Source organism: Bradyrhizobium nitroreducens, assembly GCF_002776695.1.
Lineage (GTDB): Bacteria > Pseudomonadota > Alphaproteobacteria > Rhizobiales > Xanthobacteraceae > Bradyrhizobium > Bradyrhizobium nitroreducens.
Map to the genome: position 1 here is coordinate 6,092,175 of NZ_LFJC01000003.1, position 26,589 is coordinate 6,118,763.

The following is a 26,589-nucleotide window of genomic DNA, read 5'->3' on the forward strand; positions in this document are numbered from 1 at the left end:
GGGAATCGTGCGATTCCGCATCCGAGCGGCCATCCGCTACATTTTGTCACAAATTCCGCAACACCGTGGCGGGCTTTTTGTTCAATGCCAGCAGCGTGCCTGCGAGCCCGAGTCCGACGGTGACGACGAGCGCGGCCGCGACCACTCCGGCCGCACTGCCGGCCTGCCAGACGAAGCTCAGCGTCATCAGCCGCGTCACGATCATCCAGGCAGCTAAGCTGCCGGCGATCACGCCGAAAACCGCGGTGGCGAGCCCGATCAGGAGGTATTCGAGCGCATAGGCGCCGAGCAGCCGCAGCCGCGTCGCGCCCAGCGTCTTCAGAATCACCGCATCGTAGACCCGGTGGCGATGGCCGGCGGCGAGCGCCCCGCCGAGCACCAGGATCGCCGAGATCAGGGTCACGGCGCTGGCACCGCGGATCGCCAGTGCCAGATTGGTCACGACAGAACCGACCGTCTCCATCACCTCGCGCACGCGCACGCTCGTCACCATCGGATAGGCGGCGGCGACGTCCTTGATGATCTTGCCGTCGCCTGCCGCGGTTCCGCCCGTCTCCGTCAGGGTCGCGATGTGGGTGTGCGGCGCGCCCTTGAAGGCGTTCGGCGAGAATACGAGGACGAAGTTGATGCCCATCCCCTGCCAGTCGATGCTGCGCAGATTGCCGATCTTGGCGGGAATGTCGCGGCCGAGCACGTTGACCACGATCTCGTCGCCGAGCTTGAGGCCGAGCCCGTCGGCGATCTTCTTCTCCATCGAGACCAGCGTCGGGCCGGAATAATCGGCGCGCCACCACTCGCCCTCGACCACCTTGGAGCCCTTCGGCAGCTCGGCGGTGTAGGTCAGGCCGCGGTCGCTCTGCAGCACCCATTCCGAATCGGTGGTGGGCTTGAGGTCCTCGGCGCGCACCCCGCGCGCAGCGACGATGCGTCCGCGCAGCATCGGCACGTCCTCGACCGTCGCCCCGGGCGCGATCTTGCGCAGATACTCGTCGAACGGTGCGGCCTGCGCGCTCGGAATGTCGATGAAGAAGAACGACGGCGCGCGATCGGGGAGGGCCGCCAGGAACTGCCGGCGCAGATTGCCGTCGATCTGGGTGATGGTGACGAGCACCGCGAGCCCGAGCCCCAGCGACAGCACGACCGAGGGCGTCAGCGCGCCGGGCCGGTGGATGTTGGCGATCGCGAGCCGCAGCATCGGCAGCCGCGTCCGCGGCAATCGCCGTGCGATTCCCATCAACAGGGCAGCGATGCCGCGCAGCAGGGCGAACACGACGACGGAGGAGGCCACGAACACCGCGGCGATGCGCTTGTCGAACGACAGCCCGATCACGACCGCGATCAGCAGTGCGATCACCACGCCCATCAGCACGAGATAGCCCGCGCGCGGCCGGTGCCAGTCCGAGCTGATGGTGTCGCGGAACAGCGCGGCGACCGGCACGTCATGGACGCGTCCGAGCGGCCACAGGCCGAAGGCGAGCGCGGTCAGCAGGCCGTAGACGAAGGACAGCGCGAGCTCGTCGGCATGCACGGCCGGCACCACCGGCAGCGGCAGCAGCTTGCCGAACAGGCCGACGATCGCGAACGGCATGGCGGCGCCGAGCGCAAGGCCGATCAGCGAGCCGATCGCGGCGAGCAGCAGAACCTGCGCGAGATAGATGCCGAACACGTCGCGCCCGGTGGCGCCGACGGCCTTGAGCGCCGCGATCACCTCGAGCCGCCGGTCGATATGGCTCTTCACGGCATTGGCCACGCCGACGCCCCCGACCAGCAGCGCGGCGAGGCCGACCAGGGTCAGGAACTGCGTGAAGCGGCTGATGTTGCGCTCGAGCTGCGGCGATGCGTTGGAGCGGCTGCGGATCTCCCAGCCCGCCTGCGGCGCGGCGCTGCGCGCATCCGCGATGAAGGCTTCGGTGGCCCGCTCGTTGTTGGCGAGATCGGGCAGCTTGACCCGGTAGACCCAGCGCACCAGGCTGCCGGGCTGGATCAGGCCGGTGGCGCGCAGGCCCGCCTGGCTGATCAGGAAGCGCGGGCCGAAGCCGATGCCGCCCGCGAGCTTGTCCGGCTCGGCTTCGACCGTGCTGCGGATCTGGAAGGTCGCCGAGCCGATGGTGACGCGGTCGCCGGTCTTGAGCGACAGCCGCGCCAGCAGCGTCGGATCGGCGGCGGCGCCGAATGCGCCGTCGCGCTCCGCGAGCAGATCGGACATCGGAAGCTGCGGGACCAACGTGAGCTGGCCCAGCATCGGATAGGTGTCGTCGACCGCCTTCATCTCGACCAGTGCGAGCTGGCCATCGGCCGCGCGCGCCATGCCGCGCAAGGTGGCGGCGGTCGAAACCGTGCCGCGCGAGCGCAGGAAGGCGACCTCTTCGGGCTTGGCCTCGCGCTGGAACAGCACGAAGGAAACGTCGCCGCCGAGCAGCGTGCGGCCCTCGCGGGCAAGGCCGTCGGAAAGGCTCGCCGACACCGAGCCGACGCCGGCAATCGCCATCACGCCGAGCGCGATGCAGGCGATGAAGACGTAGAAGCCGCGCAGGCCGCCGCGCAATTCGCGCAGCGCATAACGCAATGATAGCGCGATGCCGCTCGGCTTCGCGAAGGGTTCAGCCGCCGCGCTCATGCCGGTGCGGACTGCGTGTCGATGCGGCCCGAGCGCAGCCGGATCACGCGATCGCAGCGATGCGCGAGCGAGGAATCGTGCGTGACCAGCACCAGCGTCATGCCGCGCTCGGCATGCTTGCTGAACAGGAGGTCGACGATCTGCTTTCCGGTGGCCTCGTCCAGATTGCCGGTCGGCTCGTCCGCGACCAGGATGGCGGGATCGGGCGCGAGCGCGCGGGCCAGCGCGACGCGCTGCTGCTCGCCGCCGGAGAGCTGCGTCGGATAATGATGCAGGCGGTCGCCGAGCCCGACCGATTGCAGCTCCTGCGCCGCGCGCCTGGCCGCGTCGGGATTGCCGGCGAGCTCGAGCGGCACCGCGACGTTCTCCAGCGCCGTCATGGTCGGGATCAGATGGAAGGACTGGAAGACGATGCCGACCTGGCGGCCGCGGAAGCGCGCCAGCGCGTCCTCGTCGAGGGCATTGAAAGGCGTGCCCGATACCACCACCTCTCCGCTATCAGGACGCTCCAGCCCCGCCATCACCATCAGCAGCGTGGATTTGCCCGAGCCTGACGGGCCGATCAGGCCGATCGTCTCGCCCGAGGCGACGCGCAGGCTGATATCCTTGAGGATGTGTACGCGTGCCGCGCCCGTGCCCAATGAGAGATTGACGTTGGAGATGGCGATGGTGTCCGCCGTAGCGGCGAGCGAAGAGGGTTCGATGCGAGTGTCCATGGTCCGGTCATATGGCAACTCCGATAGCGCGGTCGAGAGGCGTTACGGATTGTTCATGCACATAGCCGTGTTGATGCTCGTCTTCATGACAATGGCGAACCCGGCCTGGGCGGAGGCGACAAAACCGGTCAAGCTGGTCGTTCTCGGCGATTCCTTGAGCGCGGGTCTCGGCCTGCCGGCCCAGGATGCGTTTCCCCAAAAACTTCAAAAATCCTTGCAGGCCAAAGGCATAGCGGTCGACATGATCAATGCCGGGGTGTCCGGCGACACCACCTCCGGCGGGCGCGACCGGCTCGACTGGTCGGTGCCTGAAGGAACCGAGGGCGTCATCGTCGAGCTCGGCGCCAACGATGCGTTGCGCGGCATCGATCCCGATTTGGCGCGCGCCGCGCTCGCCGACATCGTCCAGCGGCTCAAGACGCGCAAGATCGCGGTGATGCTGTGCGGCATGCTGGCGCCGCCGAATTACGGCGCCGATTATGCCGCGCGCTTCAATTCGATTTATCCGGATCTCGCGAAGAAATTCGAGGTGCCGCTCTATCCGTTCTTCCTCGAGGGCGTTGCCGCCGACGCCAAGCTCAACCAGGCCGACGGCATTCATCCGACCGCGGCCGGCGTCGACATCATCGTCGGCAACATCATGCCCAGTGTGGAGGCATTCTTGCGCAACATAAGCGAGCAGCGGCGATGAAAAGCAGGCAACGCTAACCCTAATTCCCAGGGTTTTCACGGGGTGGCCCGCGCGATGCTTCGCAGAGTCACACAACTGCGATAGGAATCAGGGTACCGGTGATTCGTCACCGGCTCTAAAATTTGGATATGGTCTTTCCCTGGGATCATGCCCAAGCATCGGGAGTGCGAAACGATGCCGCGTTTGTTCACTGGTCTGGAAATTCCGGCCGAGATCGGCCAGTCGCTTTCCAATCTCAGAGGCGGCCTTCCCGGCGCCCGGTGGATCGATCCCGAAAATTATCACGTCACCCTGCGCTTCATCGGCGATATCGACGGCATGTCCGCCAACGAGATCGCCTCGATGCTGTTTCGCGTCGACCGCAGGCCTTTCGAGGTCAAGGTGCAGGGCCTCACGAGTTTTGGCGGCCGCAAGCCGCGCGCCGTCGTTGCGACGATCGTGCCGAGCAAGCCGCTGATGGAATTGCAGGCCGAGCTCGAACGGATGATGCAGCGGATCGGTCTCAACCCCGAGGGGCGCAAATACATCCCGCATGTCACGCTGGCCCGGCTGCACGACGCCAGCGATCGCGACGTCGCCGACTATCTCTCCCTGCGCGGCTACTTCCCGAGCAAGGCGTTCATGGCCGAACGGTTTGTTCTGTTTTCCTCGCGCGCATCGACCGGCGGCGGCCCGTACGTGGTCGAGGACGCCTACGAGCTGTGTGAGTAGGCGGAAAATCGAACGGTGCGGGTCGATCAATTTTGGCGATACGGCTCGCTGGGCCTCAGTATTGCGCTGTACCTCTGGTGCCTATCCCTCGATGCTTTTTGCGCGCCTGCATGCCAGCGCGGATACGACATCTTGATCGCCGGGCCGTTCGGCCTGTTAGCGTCCGTCACGAATTGGACCTGGCTCGCCAACCCCGTCCTTTTTTCGGCATGGTTTGGTCTCGCAGTCGCGGACAGGATCTCTGACGCGAGATTCTTGGCATTCGGTGCAGGCCTGGCTGCACTCGTCATCGCGGCATCGTTCCTGCTTCAACGGGAAGTCATGATGAATGAAGCTGGCATCCTCAATCCGATCCGGGCCTATGGGGCCGGGTATTGGGTTTGGTTGTCGAGCATGGCCGTCTGCTGCGTCGGAGGCCTGGCGACGGCCGAGCTTTCGGCGCGCAACAAAAATACGGGATGAAGCCCCTGCGGGTCTCTTCCGGCCGCTCTTGCCGAGGACGTCTACGAACTGTGTGGGTGGGGCCCGCACCTCGGCGCGTTATCGCAGCGGCGTCACGCTCGACCGGTTGATGTCGGTCTTCGCAAAGTCCTCGCCTTTGAACAGCAGTGGTTCGCCACGGGTCATGGCCAGCGCATAAGAAAAACAATCACCGTAATTGAGCGACGCGGCGTGTTGCCCCTTTCCGAAGCGCCGCCAGGCGCGCCGTGCCGCGTCGGCTTGCACGGCATCGACCGCGACGATCTCAGCGCCGATCTTGACGAGCCAGAGATCGAACTCGCGCCCGCCCGCATCGCCCAGCCGCGTCTCGATCACCATCGTCGCTTCAAGCACCGTCGCCGCGGAAATCAGGCGGATCGGATCGTCCACGATCAGTCGCTCCATATCCGCGGCATCGTCTTCGTCGAGCGCGATTGCCACGATCGCGGATGTGTCGATCACCATCAGCGTGGCAATCCATGATCGTCGTATCCGAGGATTTCTTCAGGCTTGCGGTCGTCCAGGACGCGCATCTCGCTCCAGCGCCGTCTGATCTCGGCAAGGTCTTCGAGCAGCGCGTCCTTGTGTGTTTGAGCGTTGAGCCGGCGCAATCGCTCCTCGATCGCGCGCTTGGTCGCAGTCGTGATGTTCTCCCCCGTCAATTGTGCCAGACTCCGGGCCAATTGCTCGGTTTCGGGGTCCTTGATGCTCAGCGCCATGCTCGGCTCCTTGGTTCCTAAATAGGTATATTCTACCTCAAGGCGCCGCAAGCTGGATTCTGACGGCCCGCTCGGCTTGTCGTCCCACCGGGGCATCCGGCCGGTTTCCGCGAAAGAGGTCGCGCATAAGCCGTTGCGCCAATACGCGGTTGCAATTTCCGTCCGTCTCTGGCGGTAAAGGGCCATGCTCTCGACCCCCAGTTCCCCCTTCAACGACGCGTATCAGGCCCAGATCGCCGCCGGTGCGATCGAGCCGGATGCCGCGCAGGCCGAAGTCGCCGAGGCCTATGCGGCGCTGGACCTGCGGCTTGCGAACTACAAGCCGCAGCGCAAGCAGGGCCTGCTCGCCCGCCTGTTCAGTAGCAGCGACAAGGACGAGGCGCCGCGCGGGCTCTACATCCATGGCGAGGTTGGCCGCGGCAAGACCATGCTGATGGACCTGTTCTTCCAGCACAGTGGCGTCGAGCACAAGCGGCGCGCGCATTTCCACGAATTCATGGCCGACGTGCATGAGCGCATCTACGACTATCGCCAGAGCATCGCGCGCGGCGAGATCGCCGATGGCGACGTCATCGCGCTGACCGCGAACGCGATCTTCGAGGAGAGCTGGCTGCTCTGCTTCGACGAATTCCACGTCACCGACATCGCGGACGCGATGATCCTCGGGCGTCTCTTCGCAAAGTTGTTCGAGCTCGGCACCGTCGTGGTCGCGACCTCCAACGTCGCGCCCGACGATCTCTACAAGGGCGGGCTGAACCGCGCGCTGTTCCTGCCCTTCATCAAGCAGATCACCGACCACATGGACGTCGCGCGGCTCGATGCGCGCACCGACTTCCGCCTGGAGAAGCTGCAGGGCGTGCCGATGTGGCTGACGCCGGCAGATGCTGATGCCGATGCTGCGCTCGACCGAGCCTGGAAACGGATGTCGGGCGGCGCCAAATGCCGCTCGCGCGACATTTCGATCAAGGGCCGCATCCTGCATGTGCCGTGCTCGGCCCATGGCGTGGCGCGGTTTTCGTTCGCCGATCTCTGCGAGAAGCCGCTGGGGGCATCGGACTACCTCAGGCTGGCGCACGACTATCACACCATCCTGGTCGACCATATTCCAGTGATGGATCTCTCCCAGCGCAATGCCGCCAAGCGTTTCATCACGCTGATCGATACGCTTTATGACAATGCGGTGAAGCTGATGGCCTCGGCCGACGCCAACCCGATCTCGCTCTACCTCGCCCACGAGGGCACCGAGGCCATGGAGTTCAAGCGGACGGCCTCGCGCCTGATCGAGATGAGCTCGGAATCCTATCTGGCCCTGGCGCACGGCCGCAAGGATTCCACCGCCAGCGGCTCCACCAAGGGCCTGGTGGAGACTTAAGTCCTATGCCCACCGTCATTCCGGGGCGTCGCGAAGCGACGAGCCCGGAATCCATTCATCGGCGCGCTCTCTTGCCCGATGGATTCCGGGCTCGCGACTTTCGTCGCGCCCCGGAATGACGGGCTTGTATGGCTGCTATCGCGCCAAGCCCGACAATTGGGCATTGGGCGACTTGAACGGGGGAGGCGAAAGGGATAACCACCCGTCTCAGTTTTCCCTCCTTACGTGTCTAAAGGACAGGCTCACATGGCGCGCGACAAGATTGCTTTGATTGGCTCCGGTCAGATCGGCGGAACGCTGGCTCACCTCATCGGCCTGAAAGAACTGGGCGACGTCGTGATGTTCGACATCGCCGAGGGCGTGCCGCAGGGCAAGGCGCTCGACATCGCGCAGTCCTCGCCGGTCGACGGTTTCGACGCGCACTACACCGGCGCCAATTCCTACGAGGCGCTCGACAACGCCAAGGTCTGCATCGTCACCGCCGGCGTGCCGCGCAAGCCCGGCATGAGCCGCGACGACCTTCTCTCCATCAACCTCAAGGTCATGGAGCAGGTCGGTGCCGGCATCAAGAAGTACGCGCCCGACGCCTTCGTCATCTGCATCACCAACCCGCTCGACGCCATGGTCTGGGCGCTGCAGAAGGCTTCCGGCCTGCCGCACAAGAAGGTCGTCGGCATGGCCGGCGTGCTGGATTCGGCGCGCTTCCGCTACTTCCTGGCCGACGAGTTCAACGTCTCCGTCGAGGACGTCACCGCCTTCGTGCTCGGCGGCCACGGCGACACCATGGTGCCGCTGGTGAAGTACTCCACCGTCGCCGGCATTCCGCTGCCCGACCTCGTCAAGATGGGCTGGACCTCGCAGGCGCGCCTCGACGAGATCGTCGACCGCACCCGCAACGGCGGCGCCGAGATCGTCAATTTGCTCAAGACCGGCTCGGCTTTCTATGCGCCGGCCGCCTCGGCGATCGCGATGGCCGAGAGCTATCTGCGTGACAAGAAGCGCGTGCTGCCCTCGGCCGCCTACCTGAACGGCGAATACGGCGTGAAGGACATGTATGTGGGCGTGCCCGTCGTGATCGGCTCCAAGGGCGTCGAGCGTGTCGTCGAGATCGAGCTCGCCGGCAAGGACCGCGAGGCCTTCGACAAGTCGGTCGGCGCCGTGCAGGGCCTGGTCGATGCCTGCAAGAAGATCGCCCCCGATCTTCTTGGCCGCTAAGCGCCAAGCACTTCCCGCCGAAGCCCGAAAACCGGTCTTCGGCGGTTTCATTTCCGGGGCCCGGTTGTCGGGACAGGCCCCGGGTCGGCAGTCCAGATCGATGTCAGAGAATCCGGGTTGCAGTTCCTGTGGTATATGGTATGCCAGCCACAAGACTGAGGTGGGCCCAAGAGGTCACCGCCCGCGGGTTCAGGGAGCGACCATATGAATATCCATGAATATCAGGCCAAAGCGCTGCTGGGTGAGTTCGGCGTGCCGATCTCAAAGGGCGTCCCGGTCCTCAAGGCCGCCGACGCGGAAGCCGCCGCCAAGGCGCTGCCGGGTCCGGTCTATGTGGTGAAGAGCCAGATCCACGCCGGTGGCCGCGGCAAGGGCAAGTTCAAGGAAGCCTCCGCCGGCGACAAGGGCGGCGTCCGCATCGCCAAGTCGGCCGCCGAGGTCACCGAATTCGCCAAGCAGATGCTCGGCGCCACGCTGGTGACGATCCAGACCGGCCCCGCCGGTAAGCAGGTCAACCGCCTCTACATCGAGGACGGCTCGGACATCGACAAGGAGTTCTACCTCTCGATCCTGGTCGACCGCGAGACCTCGCGCGTCTCCTTCGTGGTCTCGACCGAGGGCGGCGTCAACATCGAGGACGTGGCGCACAACACCCCCGAGAAGATCGTGACCTTCTCGGTCGATCCCGCCACCGGAATCATGGGCCATCATGGCCGCACGGTTGCGAACGCGCTGAAGCTCTCCGGTGACCTCGCCAAGCAGGCGGAAAAACTCACCGCGCAGCTCTACGCGGCCTTCGTCGCCAAGGACATGTCGATGCTGGAGATCAACCCGCTGGTCGTGACCAAGCAGGGCCAGCTCCGCGTGCTCGACGCCAAGGTGTCGTTCGACGACAACGCGCTGTTCCGTCACCCCGAGGTGCTCGCGTTGCGCGACGAGACCGAGGAAGACGCCAAGGAGATCGAGGCGTCCAAGCATGATCTCAACTACGTCACGCTCGACGGCAACATCGGCTGCATGGTCAACGGCGCCGGCCTTGCCATGGCGACGATGGACATCATCAAGCTCTACGGCATGGCGCCGGCAAACTTCCTCGACGTCGGCGGCAGCGCCAGCAAGGAAAAGGTCGCCGCCGCGTTCAAGATCATCACCGCCGATCCCAACGTGAAGGGCATTCTGGTCAACATCTTCGGCGGCATCATGAAGTGCGACGTGATCGCCGAGGGCGTCACGGCTGCGGTTCGTGAAGTCGGCCTCAGCGTGCCGCTGGTGGTCCGCCTCGAGGGCACCAATGTCGAGCTCGGCAAGAAGATCATCAATGAATCCGGACTGAACGTGGTGCCGGCCGACAATCTCGACGACGCCGCGCAGAAGATCGTGAAGGCCGTCAAGGGAGGCTAACGCCATGGCCCAGGACCATCTCGCCGCATCATCTCCGCTTCCCGAGCACGCGCGTCTTTCCGCGTTGGCCGGCGAATGGGATGGCGAAGAGATGGTCTTCCCGTCGCGCTGGACGGCGGGCGGACCGGCCACCTCGCGCACCGTCGCGCGCATGGATCTCAATGGGTTCTATCTGATTCAGGACTCGGTCCAGATGCGCGACGGCAAGCAGGTCTTCGCCACCCACGGCATCTTCACCTACGACCGCGACGACCGGACCTACAAATTGTTCTGGTACGACTCGCTCGGCTACACGCCGCCCTCGCCCGCCTCCGGCGGCTGGGTCGGCAACACCCTGACGCTGGTGCGCGGCTCGCTCCGCGGCAATGCGCGCCACGTCTACGAAATCATCAATGAGGATTCCTACTCGTTGAAGATCCAGTTCTCGCCGGATGCGGAAGGCTGGGCCGACGTGCTCACCGGCGTCTATCGCCGCATCCACTGACCCTCTCACTCCGTTAGTTTCGCGAAAGCAGACCTCATGTCCATCCTGATCGACAAGAACACCAAGGTCATCTGCCAGGGCTTCACCGGCAAGAACGGCACCTTCCATTCCGAGGCCGCGATCGCCTACGGCACCAAGATGGTCGGCGGCACCTCGCCGGGCAAAGGCGGTTCGACTCATCTGAACCTGCCGGTGTTCGACACCGTGCGCGAGGCGCGTGAGAAGACCGGTGCGGATGCGTCGGTGATCTACGTGCCGCCGCCGGGCGCGGCGGATGCGATCTGCGAAGCGATCGACGCCGAGATCCCGCTGATCGTCTGCATCACCGAAGGCATTCCGGTGCTCGACATGGTCCGCGTCAAGCGCTCGCTGATCGGTTCCAAGTCGCGCCTGATCGGGCCGAACTGCCCGGGCGTCATGACCGCCGGCGAGTGCAAGATCGGCATCATGCCGGCCAACATCTTCAAGACCGGCTCGGTCGGCATCGTCTCCCGCTCGGGCACGCTGACCTATGAAGCCGTGTTCCAGACCTCCCAGGAAGGCCTCGGCCAGACCACCGCGGTCGGCATCGGCGGCGACCCGGTCAAGGGAACCGAATTCATCGACGTGCTGGAAATGCTGCTCGCCGACCCCAAGACCGAATCGATCATCATGATCGGCGAGATCGGCGGTTCCGCCGAGGAGGACGCCGCCCAGTTCCTCAAGGACGAGGCCAAGCGCGGCCGCAAGAAGCCGATGGTCGGCTTCATCGCCGGCGTCACGGCCCCTCCCGGCCGCCGCATGGGCCATGCCGGCGCGATCATCTCGGGCGGCAAGGGCGACGCCGGTTCCAAGACCGAAGCGATGAAATCGGCAGGCATTACAGTGTCCCCGTCGCCCGCACGCCTCGGCCACACGCTTGCCGAAAAATTGAAAAGCTAATTCACTTCTTCGTACTTTTCCGGGCGAAGTTTCGCAGCAAATAGGGTAAAGGGTGCCTGTCGCGCCGAGCCTCTGCCGGGGAGCTCGGCGCCAGCGCCGTTTGTTACGCGCGAACCGAAATCGCCAGGAACTCCAGTATGTCTCGCCAGGACGCGAACGCAGCCTTTGCCTTGTCATCCTTTTTGCAGGGCACCAACGCCACCTATATCGACGAAATCTACGCCCGCTACCAGAAGGACCCCTCCTCGGTCGATCCCGAGTGGCAGGAGTTCTTCAAGAGCCTGAACGACGCGCCCGCCGACATCAGCAAGAACGCGGAAGGGCCGTCCTGGGAGCGCGACAACTGGCCGCTGACCCCGCAGGACGACCTCACCTCCGCCCTCGACGGCAATTGGGCCGAGGTCGAGAAGGCGGTCGGCAGCAAGATCGCCGCTAAGGCGCAAGCCAAGGGCGCCGACATCTCCTCCGCCGACCTGCTCCAGGCCACGCGCGACTCGGTCCGCGCCCTGATGCTGATCCGCTCCTACCGCATGCGCGGCCACTTCCACGCCAAGCTCGATCCGCTCGGCATCGAAGCCCAGCGCAACCGCGAGGAGCTCGATCCGCGCACCTACGGCTTCAGCGAAGCCGATTTCGACCGCAAGATCTTCCTCGATCACGTGCTCGGTCTCGAATACGGCAGCCTGCGCGAGATCACCGCGATCTGCGAGCGCACCTACTGCCAGACGCTCGGCGTCGAGTTCATGCACATCAGCAACGCGGCGCAGAAGGCCTGGATCCAGGAGCGCATCGAGGGACCCGACAAGGAGATCTCGTTCACCCGCGAGGGCCGCCGCGCCATCCTGCAGAAGCTGATCGAAGCCGAGGGCTTCGAAAAATTCTGCGACACCAAGTTCACCGGCACCAAGCGTTTCGGCCTCGACGGCGGCGAATCCCTGATCCCCGCGCTCGAGCAGATCATCAAGCGCGGCGGCAATCTCGGCGTGAAGGAAATCGTGCTGGGCATGCCGCATCGCGGCCGCCTCAACGTCCTCACGCAGGTGATGGGCAAGGCGCACCGCGCGCTGTTCCACGAGTTCAAGGGCGGCTCGGCCAACCCCGACGCGGTCGAAGGCTCGGGCGACGTCAAGTATCACCTCGGCGCCTCCTCGGACCGCGAGTTCGACGGCAACCGCATCCATCTGTCGCTGACCGCCAACCCCTCGCATCTCGAGATCGTCGATCCCGTCGTGCTCGGCAAGGTGCGCGCCAAGCAGGACCAGCACGGCGATCCCCCTGATATGCGCATCTCCGTGATGCCGCTGTTGATGCACGGCGACGCCGCGTTCGCCGGCCAGGGGGTGGTCGCGGAGTGCTTCGGCCTGTCGGACCTGAAGGGCTACCGCACCGGCGGCTCCGTGCACTTCATCGTCAACAACCAGATCGGCTTCACCACCTATCCGCGTTACTCGCGCTCCTCGCCCTATCCGTCGGATGTGGCGAAGATGATCGACGCGCCGATCTTCCACGTGAACGGCGACGATCCGGAAGCCGTCGTGTTCGCGGCCAAGGTTGCGACCGAATTCCGGCAGAAGTTCCACAAGCCCGTCGTCATCGACATGTGGTGCTATCGCCGCTACGGCCACAATGAGGGCGACGAACCGGCTTTCACCCAGCCGGTGATGTACAAGCGGATCGCGGCCCATCCCTCGACCCTGACGCTCTACTCCAAGCGCCTGATCGCCGAAGGCGTGGTCACCGAGGGCGAGGTCGACAAGCTGAAGGCCGACTGGCGCGCCCGGCTCGATGCCGAGTTCGAGGCCGGCACCTCCTACAAGCCGAACAAGGCCGACTGGCTCGACGGCAAGTGGGCGGGCTTCAAGATCGCCGACCAGGAAGAGGATGCGCGGCGCGGCGTCACCGGCGTCGACCTGCCTGTTCTCAAGGACATCGGCCGCAAGATCACCAAGGTGCCGGACGGCTTCCGCGTTCACCGCACCATTCAGCGTTTCCTCGATAACCGCGCCAAGGCGATCGAGAGCGGCAACGGCATCGACTGGGCGACAGGCGAGGCGCTGGCGTTCTGCACGCTGCTCAACGAAAACCACCACGTCCGCCTGTCCGGACAGGATTCGGAGCGCGGCACCTTCTCGCAGCGCCATTCGGTCCTGATCGACCAGGAGGACGAGAGCCGCTACACGCCGTTCAACCATCTCGGTGGCGAGCAGGGCCATTACGAAGTCATCAACTCGCTGCTGTCGGAAGAAGCCGTGCTCGGCTTCGAATACGGCTATTCGCTCGCCGAGCCGAACACGCTGACGCTGTGGGAAGCCCAGTTCGGCGACTTCGCCAACGGCGCGCAGGTCGTGTTCGACCAGTTCATCTCCTCGGGCGAGCGCAAATGGCTGCGCATGTCCGGTCTCGTCTGCCTCCTGCCGCACGGTTATGAGGGCCAGGGACCGGAGCACTCCTCGGCGCGCCTCGAGCGTTACCTGCAGATGTGCGCGGAAGACAACATGCAGGTGGTCTATCCGACCACCCCGGCGAACTACTTCCATGCGCTGCGCCGGCAGCTGCACCGCGAGATCCGCAAGCCGCTGATCATGATGACGCCGAAATCGCTGCTGCGTCACAAGCGGGCGGTGTCGCGTCTCGAAGAGCTGGCGAAGGGCACCACCTTCCACCGCATCCTCTATGATGACGCCCAGATGCTGCCGAACGAGCCGATCAAGCTCGTCCCCGACGAGAAGATCCGCCGCATCGTGCTGTGCTCCGGCAAGGTCTATTACGACCTCTACGAGGAGCGCGAGAAGCGCGGCATCGACGACATCTACCTGATGCGCGTCGAGCAGCTCTATCCGGTGCCGCTGAAGGCGCTGGTGGCCGAGCTGTCGCGCTTCAAGAAGGCCGAGATGGTGTGGTGCCAGGAAGAACCCCGCAACATGGGTGCCTGGCACTTCATCGAGCCCTATCTGGAATGGGTGCTGAACCAGGTGAACGGCACGAGCCGGCGTCCGCGTTATGTCGGCCGCGCCGCTTCCGCCGCGACCGCCACGGGTCTGATGTCCAAGCATCAGGCTCAGCTGAAGGCATTCCTGGACGAAGCACTGAGCTGAATTTTTTGAACTGCGTCATGCCCCGCCTCGTGCGCCTCCAGCCCACCGGAGCGGGGCATCCGGTAACTCGTGGCCTCCGCGTCAAGGCGAAGCGTCCCGGCTTGCTGGATGGCCCGCTTTTCGCGGGCCGTTGACGACCGACTGATGACCGCATTGGCGATCCCTTAAGGAAGAGACCATGACTGAAATTCGTGTGCCGACGCTCGGCGAATCCGTCACCGAGGCCACCATCGGCCGCTGGTTCAAGAAGGCCGGCGATCCCGTCGCCGTCGACGAGCCCTTGGTGGAGCTCGAGACCGACAAGGTCACCATCGAAGTCCCGGCGCCCTCCGCCGGCACGCTGAGCGAGATCATCGCTGCCGATGGCGCGACGGTTGCCGTGGGCGCGCTGCTCGGCCAGATCACCGACGGTGCCGGCGCGGCCAAGCCCGCCGCGGCGCCTGCCAAGCCTGCCGCTGCTCCGGCGCCCGCCGCTGCCGCGCCCGCTCCGGCCGCGAAGGCGGCCCCGGCCGATGCGCCGCTCGCTCCCTCCGTGCGCAAGCTCTCAGCGGAGACCGGCATCGATGCCTCGACCGTTCCGGGCTCCGGCAAGGACGGCCGTGTCACCAAGGGCGACATGCTCGCTGCGATCGAGCGCGCCGCGTCCGCGCCGACCCCGGTCAACCAGCCCGCCGCCGCCGTTCAGGTCCGCGCGCCGTCGCCGGCCGATGACGCCGCCCGCGAAGAGCGCGTCAAGATGACCCGGCTGCGCCAGACCATCGCGCGCCGCCTCAAGGACGTGCAGAACACCGCGGCCATGCTGACGACCTTCAACGAGGTCGACATGACCAACGTGATGGCGCTGCGCGCCCACTACAAGGATGCGTTCGAGAAGAAGCACGGCGCCAAGCTCGGCTTCATGGGCTTCTTCACCAAGGCCGTCGTGCAGGCGCTGAAGGACATCCCGGCCGTCAACGCCGAGATCGACGGTACCGACCTGATCTACAAGAACTACTACCACATCGGCGTCGCCGTCGGCACCGACAAGGGCCTCGTCGTGCCCGTGGTGCGCGACTGCGACCACAAGTCGATCTCCGACATCGAGAAGGGCATCGCCGATTTCGGCCGCCGCGCCCGTGACGGCCAGCTCAAGATCGACGAGATGCAGGGTGGCACCTTCACCATCACCAATGGCGGCATCTACGGCTCGCTGATGTCGACCCCGATCCTGAACGCGCCGCAGTCCGGCATCCTCGGCATGCACAAGATCCAGGAGCGTCCGATGGTCGTCGGCGGCAAGATCGAGGTCCGCCCGATGATGTATCTGGCGCTGTCCTACGATCACCGCGTCATCGACGGCAAGGAAGCCGTCACCTTCCTGGTTCGCGTCAAGGAGAGCCTGGAAGATCCGGCGCGCCTGGTGCTCGATCTCTGATCCCTGATGCTTTGCGAGCGCCGTCGCCGACTTGCGCGACGGCGCGTGTCGAACCATGGAGGCGCGCGTGACGGATAAGGTCGTTGTCATCACCGGCGGCAGCCGCGGCATCGGGCGGGCGACCGCCATTGCCGCAGCCGCGCGCGGCTACCGGGTCGTGGTCGGGTACGCCAGCAACAAGAAGGCCGCCGACGAGGTGGTCGCGCAGATCGAGGCCAGCAACGGCAAGGCGATCGCGGTCAAATGCGATGTCGCCGAGGAACGCGACATCGTCGATCTGTTCAAGGAGGCCGACAAGTTCGGCACGCTGGGGGCGCTCGTCAACAATGGCGGCATCGTCGGCACCAGCGGCGTGCGCGTCGACGAGATGTCGGCCGAACGCATCCAGCGCGTGCTGGCGGTCAACGTCACCGGCTCCATCCTCTGCGCCCGCGAGGCCGTGAAGCGGATGTCCACCAAGCACGGCGGCACGGGCGGCGTCATCGTCAACCTGTCGTCGGTCGCGGCCAAGCTCGGCGCGCCCAACACCTATGTCGATTACGCCGCGTCCAAGGGCGCGATCGATTCCTTCACCACCGGTCTCGGCTACGAGGTCGCAGGCGAAGGCATTCGCGTTGCGGGCATCCGCCCGGGCCTGATCGACACCGAAATCCACGCATCGGGCGGCGAGCCCGACCGGCATCATCGTCTCGCCCACATGGTGCCGATGAAGCGCGTCGGTACCGCCGACGAGATCGCGAGCGCCATCATCTGGCTGATGTCGGACGAGGCGTCCTACATCACCGCTGCCACTCTCGATGTGTCCGGCGGACGCTGACGCGCCGCGCGGACGCTGACACATCCTCATCACGCCTAACCTTACGGGACTTTCTCTCATGGCTACCTACGATCTCGTCGTCATCGGCACCGGACCTGGCGGTTATGTCTGTGCGGTGCGCGCAGCCCAGCTCGGCATGAAAGTCGCCGTGGTCGAAAAGAACGCAACCCTCGGCGGCACCTGCCTCAACGTCGGCTGCATGCCCTCGAAAGCGCTGCTGCACGCGTCCGAGATGTTCGAGGAAGCCGGGCACTCCTTCGCGAAGATGGGCGTCAGCGTTTCCGCGCCGAAGCTCGATCTGCCCGCGATGATGAACTTCAAGCAGCAGGGCATCGACGGCAACGTCAAGGGCGTCGAGTTCCTGATGAAGAAGAACAAGATCGACGTGCTCAAGGGCACCGGCAAGATCCTGGGGACCGGCAAGGTCGAGGTCTCCGCCGACGGCAAGTCGCAGCTGGTCGAGACCAAGAACATCGTGATCGCCACCGGCTCGGACATCGCGCGCCTCAAGGGCATCGAGATCGACGAGAAGCGCATCGTCTCGTCCACCGGCGCGCTGTCGCTCGACAAGGTCCCTGGCAAGCTCCTCATCGTCGGCGCCGGGGTGATCGGCCTCGAGCTCGGCTCGGTCTGGCACCGCCTCGGCGCCGAAGTCGTCGTCGTCGAATTTTTGGATCGCATCCTGCCCGGCATGGATGGCGAGATCGCCAAGCAATTCCAGCGCATCCTCGAGAAGCAGGGCTTTACGTTCAAGCTGGGCGCCAAGGTCACGGGCGTCGATACCTCCGGCAAGACGCTGAAGGCGACGGTCGAGCCCGCCGCCGGCGGCGCTGCGGAGACGCTGGAAGCCGATGTCGTGCTCGTCTGCATCGGCCGCGTGCCCTACACCGAGGCGCTCGGCCTGAAGGAAGCGGGCGTCGCGCTCGATCCCCGCGGCCGTGTGCAGATCGATCCGCATTTCGCCACCAGCCTGAAGGGCGTCTATGCCATCGGCGACGTCGTCGCTGGGCCCATGCTCGCGCACAAGGCCGAGGATGAAGGCGTTGCGGTCGCCGAGATCATCGCCGGCCAGGCCGGCCACGTGAATTACGACGTGATCCCGGGCGTCGTGTATACCACGCCGGAAGTCTCCTCCGTCGGCAAGACCGAGGAGGAGCTGAAGCAGGCGGGCATCGCCTATACCGTCGGAAAGTTTCCCTTCACCGCCAACGGCCGCTCCAAGGTCAACCAGACCACTGACGGCTTTGTGAAGATTCTCGCAGATGCGAAGACCGATCGCGTGCTCGGCGTGCACATTATCGGCCGCGAAGCCGGCGAAATGATCCATGAAGCCTGCGTTCTCATGGAGTTTGGTGGCAGTGCGGAAGATCTCGCGCGCACCTGCCACGCGCATCCGACCCGCTCGGAAGCGGTCAAGGAAGCCGCGCTTGCAGTCGGCAAGCGGGCCATCCATATGTAGTAACGCGCCCAGCGCCGAATCGGGCGGGAAACACATGTTGCGCCGCCTTCTTCAACCGGTCTGGGTCCTGCTTGCGATCGTCTTTCTGATCGAAGCCTGGCTGTGGGACCATCTCGAACCGATCGTTGCAAAGGTTGTCGCAGCCATCCCGCTGGCGCGCTTCAAGCAATGGCTGACGGAGCGTGTCGATGCGCTCCCGCCGGCCATGACGCTGATCGTGTTCGCGGTGCCGATCCTTCCGCTGTTTCCGCTCAAGCTGGTCGGCCTGTATCTGCTCACGCATGAATACTGGCTCACCGGCATGTCCACGTTCCTGTTCGCCAAGATGCTCGGCGTCGGCGTCACCGCCTTCGTGTTCGACGTGACGCGCGACAAGCTTCTGGAGATGCGCTGGTTCGAGCGGATCTACGATCTCGTGCTGAAGATCCGCGCCAAGGCCACCGCGCTCGTCGACCCGATCAAGCACCGCATCCGCGAGCTGATCGCCGGCAACGGCGAGGGCTGGTCGTCACGGACGCTGCGCCTGATCCAGCGGTTCAGGAAGAGCGTGCACCAGGCGCGGTGATCGGCGGAGCAATCGTTCTCTCACCGTCACCCTGAGGTGGCCGCTTCTTCAGCGGCCCTCGAAGGGCGACGGCCCCGCTCTATCCGCGCGGCAGCAGCTCGGCCGTTCATCCTTCGAGGCTCCGCCCGCGATGCGTTGCATCGCGGCCCTCGCGCCTCAGGATGACGGAAATAGCATGTCGCCGCCGCCTCAACCCCTCAATGCAAATGCAGCAGATGCGGCCACCACAGGCCGAGGCCGGTCATGAACAGGCCGGCGAGGGTCAGGATGCCGCTGACATAGGCCAGCGCGAACATGCCGGTGATGATGGTGGCCGAGGCCAGCACGATGCCGATCTGGAAGGCGGCCGACGCCAGCTCGAAATGATGGTATTTCGCGGTCGCCTCGTCGCGGTCGTGCTCGGCGTGCTTGGCCTTCTCGGCGAGCTGCTCGGTACCTTCGCCGGTCTCGGGCTCGGAGCGGTAGCGCGCCGCGGTCTTGGTCCAGTCGTCGACCTGCTTCTGCACGGCGGGCTTCTGCGCCTCGTCCGCGGCGGCGAGCGTGAGCTTGCCCTGCTCGGCCGCGGTGATCACCACGGTGCGGCGGATGCTTTTGGCCTGGAAGAACGCCCAGAGATTGGCGGCCTCGACGTTCTTGCTGATCGATTCGGTCTGGGCGCCCTTGCCGAGCGTCTCCGAGACCGCCAGGAACAGCGCCAGCACCGCGATCAGGAGCGCGATCTTCTTGTTCGAGCCGGACGCGTGTTCGGCGTGCTCGGCATGCTCCATGCTTTCATGTGCGCTCATGATTCCCCTCCGCTTCGGTTCCGCAACGATTGACCGAACCGCGCGGCCTGCGCAAGGGGCACGCAGGCTGTGACAGCTTCATGTCAGGAAGCAGCGGCCATTCAGCGCTGGTTCAGCAACATCACCGCCGCGGATGCGCGCTGGCATAGACTTCCAGCAGGCGCTCGGAATCGATGGCGGTATAGACCTGCGTGGTCGAGAGCGAGGAATGGCCGAGCAATTCCTGGATGGCGCGCAAGTCACCGCCGCGCGAGAGCAGATGCGTGGCAAAGGAGTGGCGCAGCGCATGCGGCGTGGCGCTGTCGGGCAGGCCGAGCGCGCCGCGCAGCCGCTCCATCGCGAGCTGGATGATGCGCGGGCTCAATGGCCCGCCGCGCGCGCCGACGAAGATCGGGCCCTCCGCCGGCAGCGGATACGGGCACATCGCGACATAGTCCTGCACCAGTTCCAGCACGTTCTGCAGCACCGGCACCATGCGGGTCTTGTTGCCCTTGCCGGTGACGACCAGCACGTCGCCTTCGCCCGGCTTCGGCACCTCGCGGCGCTTCAGGCCGAGCGCTTCAGAGATGCGCAGGCCCGAGCCGTAGAGCAGCGCCATCACGGCGGCATCGCGCGCAAGGATCCAGGTCTCGCGATCCTCGCCGGCGCGCTCGTCGGCATCGGCAAGACGTTTTGCCGATGCCATCGGCAGCGGCTTCGGCAGGCTCTTCGCGACCTTTGGCGCGCGGATTGCGGACAAGGCCCCGACCTTGCCCTTGCCTTCGCGCTCGAGGAAGCGGCCGAACGAGCGCAGGCCCGCCAGCGCGCGCATCAGCGAGCGGCCGGCAATGTCGTCGGCGCGGCGCATCGCCATGAAGGCGCGGACGTCGGTCGCCTCCAGCGCGGCAAAACGCTTCAGCGTCACGCGCTCGCCCCAATGGGCACAGAGAAAATCCAGGCACTGCCGCAAGTCGCGGCCATAGGCCTCCAGCGTCTTCGGCGACAGCCGCCGCTCGGCGCCGAGATGCGACAGCCAGCGCGTCATCTCCTGCGCGATCGAGGGATCGGCGCTGGCGAGTTCGATGGGGGGTGCGGCGGCTTTGCTCATCGCTCTGGACGGATTGATTCCGCTCAGTATATCGCATCACACCCGTTTACTGTTCGCTAAGGCCGCCCCCGGGCGCTAGCCTTGCCACGCTAGTCTTGCCACATCAGGTTCCGATTCTCCTTCCAAAGCCCCCTTGATGGATCATTCGTCGCGCAGCTCGACCGCCCCCACCAACGCGACCGGCATGGTCGACGTGCTGGTGCCGGTCGCGCTCGACCAGACCTATTCCTACAAGGTGCCGCGCGGGATGGAGCTGAAGGCGGGCGATCTCGTCGGCGTGCCGCTCGGCCCGCGCGAGGTGCTGGCCGTGGTCTGGGGCGAGAACGCCAATCCGGATCCGCGCCTGCACAACCGGCTCAAGGAGGTCAGCGAGAAGCTCGACATCCCGCCGCTCAAGCCCGAGCTGCGCCAGGTCGTCGACTGGGTCGCCAATTACACGCTGAGCCCGCGCGGCATGGTGCTGCGCATGTGCCTGCGGATGGGCGAGAATCTCGGCCCCGAGCGGGTGCGTCCGGGCGTGCGTCTTGTCGGCGATCCCCCGAAGCGGCTGACGCCGGCACGGGCGCGCGTGATCGAGGTCCTGTCGGACCGGCTGCTGCACGGCAAGTCGGAGGCGGCGAAAGAGGCGGGCGTCTCGGCCGGCGTGATCGACGGCCTGGTCGATGAGGGCACGCTGACGGTCGAGCCGATGCCGCCGCCTGCGCCGCCGCCGGTGCCCGATCCGGATTTCGGGCGGCCGGATTTTTCGCCGCTGCAGCGGGCTGGCGTGGATGCGATGCGCGCGCTTGCGGCCAACGGCACCTTTCACGTCGCACTGCTCGACGGCGTCACCGGCTCGGGCAAGACCGAGGTCTATTTCGAGGCGGTCGCGGAAACCATCCGCCGCGGAAAGCAGTCGCTGATCCTGATGCCGGAGATCGCGCTCACCGGCCAGTTCCTCGACCGCTTCGCGCAGCGCTTTGGCGTGCGGCCGATCGAATGGCATTCGGAGCTGACCCCGCGCACCCGCGCCCGCAATTGGGCGGCGATCTCGGGCGGCACCGCGCCGGTCGTGGTCGGCGCGCGCTCGGCGCTGTTTCTCCCTTACGCCAATCTCGGCCTGATCGTGGTCGATGAAGAGCACGACCAGGCCTACAAGCAGGACGAGGGCGTGCATTATCATGCCCGCGACATGGCGGTGGTGCGCGGGCATATCGCAAAAATCCCGGTCGTGCTGGCGTCGGCGACGCCCTCGGTCGAGTCCGAGGTCAATGCCCGCAAGAACCGCTATCAGCGCATCGCGCTGCCCTCGCGCTTCGGCGGCCAGCACATGCCGCATATCGAGGCGATCGATTTGCGCCGCGAGCCGCCCGCGCGCGGCCGCTTCATCTCGCCGCGCTTGGCCGGCGAGATCAGGATCGCGATCGAGAAGCGCGAGCAGGCGCTGCTGTTTCTCAACCGCCGCGGCTATGCGCCGCTGACGCTGTGCCGGGCCTGCGGCCACCGCTTCGCCTGCACCATCTGCGATGCCTGGCTGGTCGATCACCGTTTTCGCCAGCGCCTCGTCTGTCACCATTGCGGCTTCTCGATGCCGCGCCCGCATACCTGCCCGCACTGCGCGGCCGAGGAATCGCTGGTCGCGGTGGGGCCGGGCGTCGAGCGCCTGCAGGAAGAGGCCGCCGCGCTGTTTCCGCAAGCGCGCACCATGGTGCTGTCGAGCGATCTCATCACCTCGATCGAGACCATGCGTTCCGAGCTTGCCGAGATCGCGGAGGGCCGCGTCGACATCATCATCGGCACCCAGCTCGTGGCCAAGGGCCATAATTTTCCGCGGCTCAATCTCGTCGGCGTGGTCGATGCGGACCTCGGCCTGTCCAACGGCGATCCGCGCGCAGCGGAGCGGACCTGGCAATTGCTCAACCAGGTGATCGGCCGCGCCGGCCGCGAGCAGGGCCGCGGCGTCGGTTATCTCCAGACCCACCAGCCCGATCATCCCGTGATGAAGGCGCTGATCGCCTGCGACCGCGAGGCCTTCTACGACAGCGAGATCGACCTGCGTGAAAGGACGCTCTATCCGCCGTTCGGCCGGCTCGCGAGCCTGATCATCTCCGCCGGCGACCGCCCGAGCGCCGAAGGTCTCGGACGCAGGCTGGTCGCGCTCGCGCCGCGCGACGAGCGCGTCGTGGTGCTGGGCCCGGCGGAAGCGCCGCTCGCCGTCATCAAGGGCCGCTACCGCTTCCGCATCCTGGTGAAATCGGCGCGCGGCTTCGATCTGTCGGACTATTTGCGGAGCTGGCTTGCGGTGTGCCCGAAGCCGACGGGCAATCAGAAGCTGGAAGTCGACGTCGATCCGCAGAGCTTTTTGTAAAGCTCCGCGCACACTCTCCCCACGTCATTGCGAGCGAAGCGAAGCAATCCAGAATCCCTCCGCGGAGGCAATCTGGATTGCTTCGTCGCTCCGCTCCTCGCAATGACGTGGTGAGAGCGGCGCGCAAATCTCCTCGCTCGTGCCCCGGACGCAGCGCAGCGTCACTTCGACGGTGCGCTGCTGAGCCGGGGCCCATGTCGCAGAGGAACTCGGGGCTCCTGGGTCCCGGCTCTGCGCCGCAACGCTCACGCGTTGCAGCTTGTCCGGGACACGACAGCCCAACAAAAAGCCCGCGGTCCCCCAAGACCGCGGGCTTGTTTCATTCGCGCAGCAAACTGATGAAACTGCGCGATGGCTGAGGCGCTTGATGCGCCTTAGGAGACGACTTCCGCGGTGACGCGACCGACGCCGGCGCCGGTGAGGCCGATGGCGCGGGCGGCGCCCGTGGAGAGGTCGAGAACCCGGCCGCGAATGAAGGGGCCGCGGTCATTGATGGTGACGACCACGCTCTGGCCGCGATGGGTGACGCGCAGCTTGGTGCCGAACGGCAGCGAGCGGTGCGCCGCAGTCAGGGCGTTCTGGTTGAAACGCTGGCCCGAGGCGGTGCGGCTGCCGGACTCGTTGCCGTAGTAGGAGGCCATGCCGGAGAAGCTGTGGCCGCCGCCCGAGGTCGGCGTCATCGCTGCATTGGCGTTGCGCCAATCGGAGGTCGGGTTGGTATCGGCCTGGGCGTGGTGGCGGTGATGATGGTGATGCCGGTGGTGGCGGGATTTGGCGGAAGCTTCGGTGGCAGTTCCACCGATAAGGAGAGTTGCGGCAACGAAAGCGATCGCCGTGCGCGGCCGGGTCGCAAAGCCCAGCGTCTTCAAAGACAGCATTTATTGGTCCCTAAGCTAGTATTGCCACATATGTGGCTAGTGGAGCCCCCATCAGTTTGTGAGCGGTCTGGCGTTTCGATTCCCAATGCGGCGTGAATTGGGCAGTAGATCATTCTGTGTCGTCATGAAACATCTTGTTACCGCCACGGGATATTCAGCCGATATTCCGTAATCTTTGCCTTTAACGGTTTGTTAACTTCATTATTACTGCTTAATACTGTAAAACGAAGTCATCGCTTTCAGCATTTAGAATTGGGTAAGTATTCGGCGAGTGGAGCCCAGGGCGCCGGAATCACGGCTCAGCGATCCGTGTTCATGGCCGCTATGCGCTGAGGGCAGGAACCATCATGAGGAGAGGGCGCGGCGAGACCTCTCGCCAATTCCGCGACGCGGCAGGTCGTTGCCCCTTTCCCCGATCCATGTCCCCGATCAAGTCCTTGATCCAGTCTTGATCCCCGTCCTCGGGCCAGGCGCTGATCGAGGTGTCGCAATGTGCGACGAACTGGCGACAGAACCTCGTGCCTTTAATTTGGCGTCATGTTGCACCTGCGCGCCTGCTATGTTAGCAAAGCCGCGATTTTAACGGACCCGGCACCTCCCGTGTCGGCCGAAAATCGAAGTCCCGCTTGAATTCCAAGGGCTTGGATCGCTAGGCGCCGCTTTGTGGCGACGGTTTTTCCCTTGCGAGTTTGACAGCAAAAAGAGCGCGTCTGTGGCTGCAGAAGATACGTCCGTTTCAGGTGTGTCCGGCCGTTATGCAACGGCCTTGTTTGAACTGGCCCGCGACCAGAAAGTGGTCGACGAGGTCAAAGCCGATCTCGAGAAATTCGAGGCCATGCTGAACGAGAGCGCTGATCTGAAGCGCCTCGTCCGCAGCCCGGTGTTTGCGGCCGATGCCCAGTCCAGGGCCCTTTCGGCCGTGCTTGCCAAGGCCGGTATCGCCGGCATCTCCGCCAATTTCCTGAAGGTGCTGACTGCCAACCGCCGCCTGTTCGTGGTGGCCGACGTCATCCGCGCCTACCGCGCCCTCGTCGCCAAGCTCAAGGGCGAGGCGACGGCTGATGTCACGGTGGCGGAAGCGCTCTCTGACAAGAATCTCGACGCCCTCAAGGTTGCCCTGAAGTCGGTGACCGGCAAGGACGTCGCGCTGAACGTGAAAGTCGATCCCTCGATCATCGGTGGCCTCGTCGTCAAGCTGGGCAGCCGCATGGTGGATGGTTCGCTTCGCACCAAACTCAATTCGATCAAGCACGCGATGAAAGAGGCAGGCTGATGGACATCCGCGCCGCGGAAATTTCCGCGATCCTCAAGGACCAGATCAAGAATTTCGGCCAGGAAGCTGAAGTCTCCGAAGTCGGACAGGTGCTGTCCGTCGGCGACGGTATCGCCCGCGTCTACGGTCTGGACAACGTCCAGGCCGGTGAAATGGTCGAGTTCGAGAACGGCACCCGCGGCATGGCGCTGAACCTCGAAACCGACAACGTCGGCGTCGTTATTTTCGGTGCCGACCGCGAGATCAAGGAAGGACAGACCGTCAAGCGCACCCGCGCCATCGTGGACGCGCCGGTCGGCAAGGGCCTGCTCGGCCGCGTCGTCGACGGACTCGGCAACCCGATCGACGGCAAGGGTCCGATCCAGGCCGACAAGCGCATGCGCGTCGACGTCAAGGCGCCCGGCATCATTCCGCGCAAATCGGTGAACGAGCCGATGGCGACCGGCCTCAAGGCGATCGACGCCCTGATCCCGATCGGCCGCGGCCAGCGCGAGCTGATCATCGGCGACCGTCAGACCGGCAAGACCGCGATCGCGCTCGACACCATCCTGAACCAGAAGCCGCTCAACGCGCAGCCCGACGAGAACATCAAGCTGTATTGCGTCTACGTCGCGATCGGCCAGAAGCGTTCGACCGTCGCGCAGTTCGTGAAGGTGCTGGAAGAGCAGGGCGCGCTCGAATACTCGATCATCGTCGCCGCCACCGCTTCGGATCCGGCCCCGATGCAGTACATCGCGCCCTTCACCGGCTGCACCATGGGCGAGTATTTCCGCGACAACGGCATGCACGCGGTCATCATCTATGACGATCTGTCGAAGCAGGCCGTCGCCTACCGCCAGATGTCGCTGCTGCTGCGCCGCCCGCCGGGCCGCGAAGCCTATCCGGGCGACGTGTTCTATCTGCACTCCCGCCTGCTCGAGCGCGCGGCGAAGCTGAACAAGGACCAGGGCTCCGGCTCGCTGACGGCGCTGCCGGTTATCGAAACCCAGGCCAACGACGTGTCGGCCTACATTCCGACCAACGTCATCTCGATCACCGACGGTCAGATCTTCCTGGAAACCGACCTGTTCTTCCAGGGTATCCGTCCCGCGGTGAACGTCGGTCTGTCGGTGTCGCGCGTCGGCTCCTCGGCGCAGACCAAGGCCACCAAGAAGGTCGCCGGCAAGATCAAGGGCGAGCTCGCGCAGTACCGCGAAATGGCGGCCTTCGCGCAGTTCGGCTCCGACCTCGACGCCTCGACCCAGCGCCTGCTCAACCGCGGCTCGCGCCTCACCGAGCTCCTGAAGCAGCCGCAGTTCTCGCCGCTGAAGATGGAAGAGCAGGTCTGCGTGATCTGGGCCGGCACCAACGGCTATCTCGATCCGCTTCCGGTCAGCAAGGTGCGTGCGTTCGAGGACGGTCTGCTCTCGCTGCTGCGCGGCAAGAACGCCGAGATCCTCAATTCGATCCGCGATAGCCGCGACCTCACCGACGACACCGCTGCCAAGCTGAAGTCGGTGGTCGAAGGTTTTGCGAAGAGCTTCGCGTAAGAACCGTCACGGC

Annotated in this window: 23 protein-coding genes; 16 read left to right on the forward strand and 7 right to left on the reverse strand. The window is 65.3% G+C overall.

The window, feature by feature from the left end:
* Positions 1–46 precede the first annotated feature (46 nt).
* Both TSA1_RS29165 and TSA1_RS29170 read right to left on the reverse strand, forming a co-directional pair.
* Complete coding sequence (locus TSA1_RS29165; protein ID WP_100179335.1) at positions 47–2,617, reverse strand: ABC transporter permease; 2,571 nt, start codon at positions 2,615–2,617, stop codon at positions 47–49.
* Positions 2,614–3,333, reverse strand: a complete 720-nt coding sequence (locus TSA1_RS29170) for an ABC transporter ATP-binding protein (RefSeq protein WP_100179336.1) — start codon at positions 3,331–3,333, stop codon at positions 2,614–2,616. Before TSA1_RS29170 ends, TSA1_RS29165 begins: the two co-directional genes overlap by 4 nt.
* A gap of 55 nt (positions 3,334–3,388) precedes the next feature.
* Between TSA1_RS29170 and TSA1_RS29175 the strand changes: the two genes are divergently transcribed.
* The 3 genes from TSA1_RS29175 (at position 3,389) to TSA1_RS29185 (ending at position 5,197) form a co-directional block, all read left to right on the forward strand.
* Entirely contained in the window at positions 3,389–4,024 is a 636-nt protein-coding gene (locus TSA1_RS29175) for an arylesterase (protein WP_174719120.1), read from the forward strand.
* 174 nt (positions 4,025–4,198) lie between these two features.
* Positions 4,199–4,735, forward strand: a complete 537-nt coding sequence (gene thpR / locus TSA1_RS29180; protein ID WP_100181403.1) for an RNA 2',3'-cyclic phosphodiesterase — start codon at positions 4,199–4,201, stop codon at positions 4,733–4,735.
* A gap of 15 nt (positions 4,736–4,750) precedes the next feature.
* The gene (locus tag TSA1_RS29185) at positions 4,751–5,197 is read left to right on the forward strand and encodes a hypothetical protein (protein ID WP_100179338.1); all 447 of its coding nucleotides are present in this window, start codon (positions 4,751–4,753) and stop codon (positions 5,195–5,197) included.
* 78 nt (positions 5,198–5,275) lie between these two features.
* Here the strand turns inward: TSA1_RS29185 and TSA1_RS29190 are convergent, their stop codons facing one another.
* Positions 5,276–5,680, reverse strand: a complete 405-nt coding sequence (locus tag TSA1_RS29190; RefSeq protein ID WP_100179339.1) for a type II toxin-antitoxin system VapC family toxin — start codon at positions 5,678–5,680, stop codon at positions 5,276–5,278.
* Positions 5,680–5,934 carry a type II toxin-antitoxin system VapB family antitoxin gene (locus tag TSA1_RS29195; protein ID WP_028139222.1) on the reverse strand — a complete coding sequence of 85 codons (255 nt, stop codon included), beginning with the start codon at positions 5,932–5,934 and terminating at the stop codon, positions 5,680–5,682. The genes TSA1_RS29190 and TSA1_RS29195 overlap by 1 nt, the downstream gene beginning before the upstream one ends.
* Positions 5,935–6,118: 184 nt before the next feature.
* On the opposite strand from TSA1_RS29195, the gene zapE reads away from it, so the two are divergent.
* The 10 genes from zapE to TSA1_RS29245 all read left to right on the forward strand — a co-directional run bounded on the left by zapE (position 6,119) and on the right by TSA1_RS29245 (position 18,677).
* Positions 6,119–7,306 (forward strand): cell division protein ZapE, encoded by a 1,188-nt coding sequence (zapE, locus tag TSA1_RS29200; RefSeq protein ID WP_100179340.1) that lies wholly within the window; start codon positions 6,119–6,121, stop codon positions 7,304–7,306.
* Between the two features lie 246 nt (positions 7,307–7,552).
* Positions 7,553–8,521, forward strand: a complete 969-nt coding sequence (mdh, locus tag TSA1_RS29205) for a malate dehydrogenase (protein ID WP_008145224.1) — start codon at positions 7,553–7,555, stop codon at positions 8,519–8,521.
* A gap of 204 nt (positions 8,522–8,725) precedes the next feature.
* Complete coding sequence (sucC, locus tag TSA1_RS29210) at positions 8,726–9,922, forward strand: ADP-forming succinate--CoA ligase subunit beta (protein ID WP_100179341.1); 1,197 nt, start codon at positions 8,726–8,728, stop codon at positions 9,920–9,922.
* Between the two features lie 4 nt (positions 9,923–9,926).
* Positions 9,927–10,406, forward strand: a complete 480-nt coding sequence (locus TSA1_RS29215; protein WP_100179342.1) for a DUF1579 family protein — start codon at positions 9,927–9,929, stop codon at positions 10,404–10,406.
* A 36-nt stretch (positions 10,407–10,442) separates the two neighbouring features.
* A complete protein-coding gene (gene sucD / locus TSA1_RS29220) occupies positions 10,443–11,327 on the forward strand; it encodes a succinate--CoA ligase subunit alpha (protein ID WP_100179343.1) in 885 nt (294 codons plus the stop codon).
* Between the two features lie 137 nt (positions 11,328–11,464).
* Complete coding sequence (locus TSA1_RS29225) at positions 11,465–14,422, forward strand: 2-oxoglutarate dehydrogenase E1 component (RefSeq protein ID WP_100179344.1); 2,958 nt, start codon at positions 11,465–11,467, stop codon at positions 14,420–14,422.
* Between the two features lie 178 nt (positions 14,423–14,600).
* Entirely contained in the window at positions 14,601–15,836 is a 1,236-nt protein-coding gene (odhB, locus tag TSA1_RS29230; protein ID WP_100179345.1) for a 2-oxoglutarate dehydrogenase complex dihydrolipoyllysine-residue succinyltransferase, read from the forward strand.
* 55 nt (positions 15,837–15,891) lie between these two features.
* A complete protein-coding gene (locus TSA1_RS29235) occupies positions 15,892–16,653 on the forward strand; it encodes an SDR family oxidoreductase (protein ID WP_100179346.1) in 762 nt (253 codons plus the stop codon).
* A 58-nt stretch (positions 16,654–16,711) separates the two neighbouring features.
* Entirely contained in the window at positions 16,712–18,112 is a 1,401-nt protein-coding gene (gene lpdA, locus TSA1_RS29240; RefSeq protein WP_100179347.1) for a dihydrolipoyl dehydrogenase, read from the forward strand.
* A 34-nt stretch (positions 18,113–18,146) separates the two neighbouring features.
* Positions 18,147–18,677 (forward strand): hypothetical protein, encoded by a 531-nt coding sequence (locus tag TSA1_RS29245; RefSeq protein WP_100179348.1) that lies wholly within the window; start codon positions 18,147–18,149, stop codon positions 18,675–18,677.
* Between the two features lie 197 nt (positions 18,678–18,874).
* Here TSA1_RS29245 and TSA1_RS29250 read toward each other — a convergent pair whose 3' ends face one another.
* Together TSA1_RS29250 and TSA1_RS29255 are read right to left on the reverse strand one after the other, a co-directional pair.
* Positions 18,875–19,462, reverse strand: a complete 588-nt coding sequence (locus TSA1_RS29250; RefSeq protein WP_100179349.1) for a DUF4337 domain-containing protein — start codon at positions 19,460–19,462, stop codon at positions 18,875–18,877.
* A gap of 121 nt (positions 19,463–19,583) precedes the next feature.
* The gene (locus TSA1_RS29255) at positions 19,584–20,549 is read right to left on the reverse strand and encodes a tyrosine recombinase XerC (protein WP_100179350.1); all 966 of its coding nucleotides are present in this window, start codon (positions 20,547–20,549) and stop codon (positions 19,584–19,586) included.
* A 136-nt stretch (positions 20,550–20,685) separates the two neighbouring features.
* On the opposite strand from TSA1_RS29255, the gene TSA1_RS29260 reads away from it, so the two are divergent.
* A complete protein-coding gene (locus tag TSA1_RS29260) occupies positions 20,686–22,896 on the forward strand; it encodes a primosomal protein N' (protein ID WP_100179351.1) in 2,211 nt (736 codons plus the stop codon).
* Positions 22,897–23,270: 374 nt separating this feature from the next.
* Here the strand turns inward: TSA1_RS29260 and TSA1_RS29265 are convergent, their stop codons facing one another.
* Positions 23,271–23,774: a septal ring lytic transglycosylase RlpA family protein gene (locus TSA1_RS29265; protein WP_100179352.1), complete on the reverse strand. Its 504-nt coding sequence runs from the start codon at positions 23,772–23,774 to the stop codon at positions 23,271–23,273.
* 712 nt (positions 23,775–24,486) lie between these two features.
* Between TSA1_RS29265 and TSA1_RS29270 the strand changes: the two genes are divergently transcribed.
* Positions 24,487–25,047, forward strand: coding sequence for a F0F1 ATP synthase subunit delta (locus tag TSA1_RS29270; protein ID WP_100179353.1), 561 nt, complete (start codon positions 24,487–24,489; stop codon positions 25,045–25,047).
* The gene (gene atpA / locus TSA1_RS29275) at positions 25,047–26,576 is read left to right on the forward strand and encodes a F0F1 ATP synthase subunit alpha (protein ID WP_100179354.1); all 1,530 of its coding nucleotides are present in this window, start codon (positions 25,047–25,049) and stop codon (positions 26,574–26,576) included. The genes TSA1_RS29270 and atpA overlap by 1 nt, the downstream gene beginning before the upstream one ends.
* The last annotated feature ends 13 nt before the right edge of the window (positions 26,577–26,589 follow it).

Bases quoted from the DNA above. Each gene is read 5' to 3' on its own strand.
- atpA (WP_100179354.1), top strand. From the start codon at position 25,047: ATGGACATCCGCGCCGCGGAAATTTCCGCGATCCTCAAGGACCAGATC.
- mdh (WP_008145224.1), top strand. From the start codon at position 7,553: ATGGCGCGCGACAAGATTGCTTTGATTGGCTCCGGTCAGATCGGCGGA.
- zapE (WP_100179340.1), top strand. From the start codon at position 6,119: ATGCTCTCGACCCCCAGTTCCCCCTTCAACGACGCGTATCAGGCCCAG.
- sucC (WP_100179341.1), top strand. From the start codon at position 8,726: ATGAATATCCATGAATATCAGGCCAAAGCGCTGCTGGGTGAGTTCGGC.
- TSA1_RS29175 (WP_174719120.1), top strand. From the start codon at position 3,389: ATGCACATAGCCGTGTTGATGCTCGTCTTCATGACAATGGCGAACCCG.
- TSA1_RS29265 (WP_100179352.1), bottom strand. From the start codon at position 23,774: ATGCTGTCTTTGAAGACGCTGGGCTTTGCGACCCGGCCGCGCACGGCG.
- TSA1_RS29250 (WP_100179349.1), bottom strand. From the start codon at position 19,462: ATGAGCGCACATGAAAGCATGGAGCATGCCGAGCACGCCGAACACGCG.
- TSA1_RS29260 (WP_100179351.1), top strand. From the start codon at position 20,686: ATGGATCATTCGTCGCGCAGCTCGACCGCCCCCACCAACGCGACCGGC.
- sucD (WP_100179343.1), top strand. From the start codon at position 10,443: ATGTCCATCCTGATCGACAAGAACACCAAGGTCATCTGCCAGGGCTTC.
- lpdA (WP_100179347.1), top strand. From the start codon at position 16,712: ATGGCTACCTACGATCTCGTCGTCATCGGCACCGGACCTGGCGGTTAT.
- TSA1_RS29225 (WP_100179344.1), top strand. From the start codon at position 11,465: ATGTCTCGCCAGGACGCGAACGCAGCCTTTGCCTTGTCATCCTTTTTG.
- TSA1_RS29255 (WP_100179350.1), bottom strand. From the start codon at position 20,549: ATGAGCAAAGCCGCCGCACCCCCCATCGAACTCGCCAGCGCCGATCCC.
- TSA1_RS29190 (WP_100179339.1), bottom strand. From the start codon at position 5,680: ATGGTGATCGACACATCCGCGATCGTGGCAATCGCGCTCGACGAAGAC.
- TSA1_RS29165 (WP_100179335.1), bottom strand. From the start codon at position 2,617: ATGAGCGCGGCGGCTGAACCCTTCGCGAAGCCGAGCGGCATCGCGCTA.
- TSA1_RS29215 (WP_100179342.1), top strand. From the start codon at position 9,927: ATGGCCCAGGACCATCTCGCCGCATCATCTCCGCTTCCCGAGCACGCG.
- thpR (WP_100181403.1), top strand. From the start codon at position 4,199: ATGCCGCGTTTGTTCACTGGTCTGGAAATTCCGGCCGAGATCGGCCAG.
- TSA1_RS29245 (WP_100179348.1), top strand. From the start codon at position 18,147: ATGTTGCGCCGCCTTCTTCAACCGGTCTGGGTCCTGCTTGCGATCGTC.
- TSA1_RS29235 (WP_100179346.1), top strand. From the start codon at position 15,892: ATGGAGGCGCGCGTGACGGATAAGGTCGTTGTCATCACCGGCGGCAGC.
- TSA1_RS29170 (WP_100179336.1), bottom strand. From the start codon at position 3,333: ATGGACACTCGCATCGAACCCTCTTCGCTCGCCGCTACGGCGGACACC.
- odhB (WP_100179345.1), top strand. From the start codon at position 14,601: ATGACTGAAATTCGTGTGCCGACGCTCGGCGAATCCGTCACCGAGGCC.
- TSA1_RS29195 (WP_028139222.1), bottom strand. From the start codon at position 5,934: ATGGCGCTGAGCATCAAGGACCCCGAAACCGAGCAATTGGCCCGGAGT.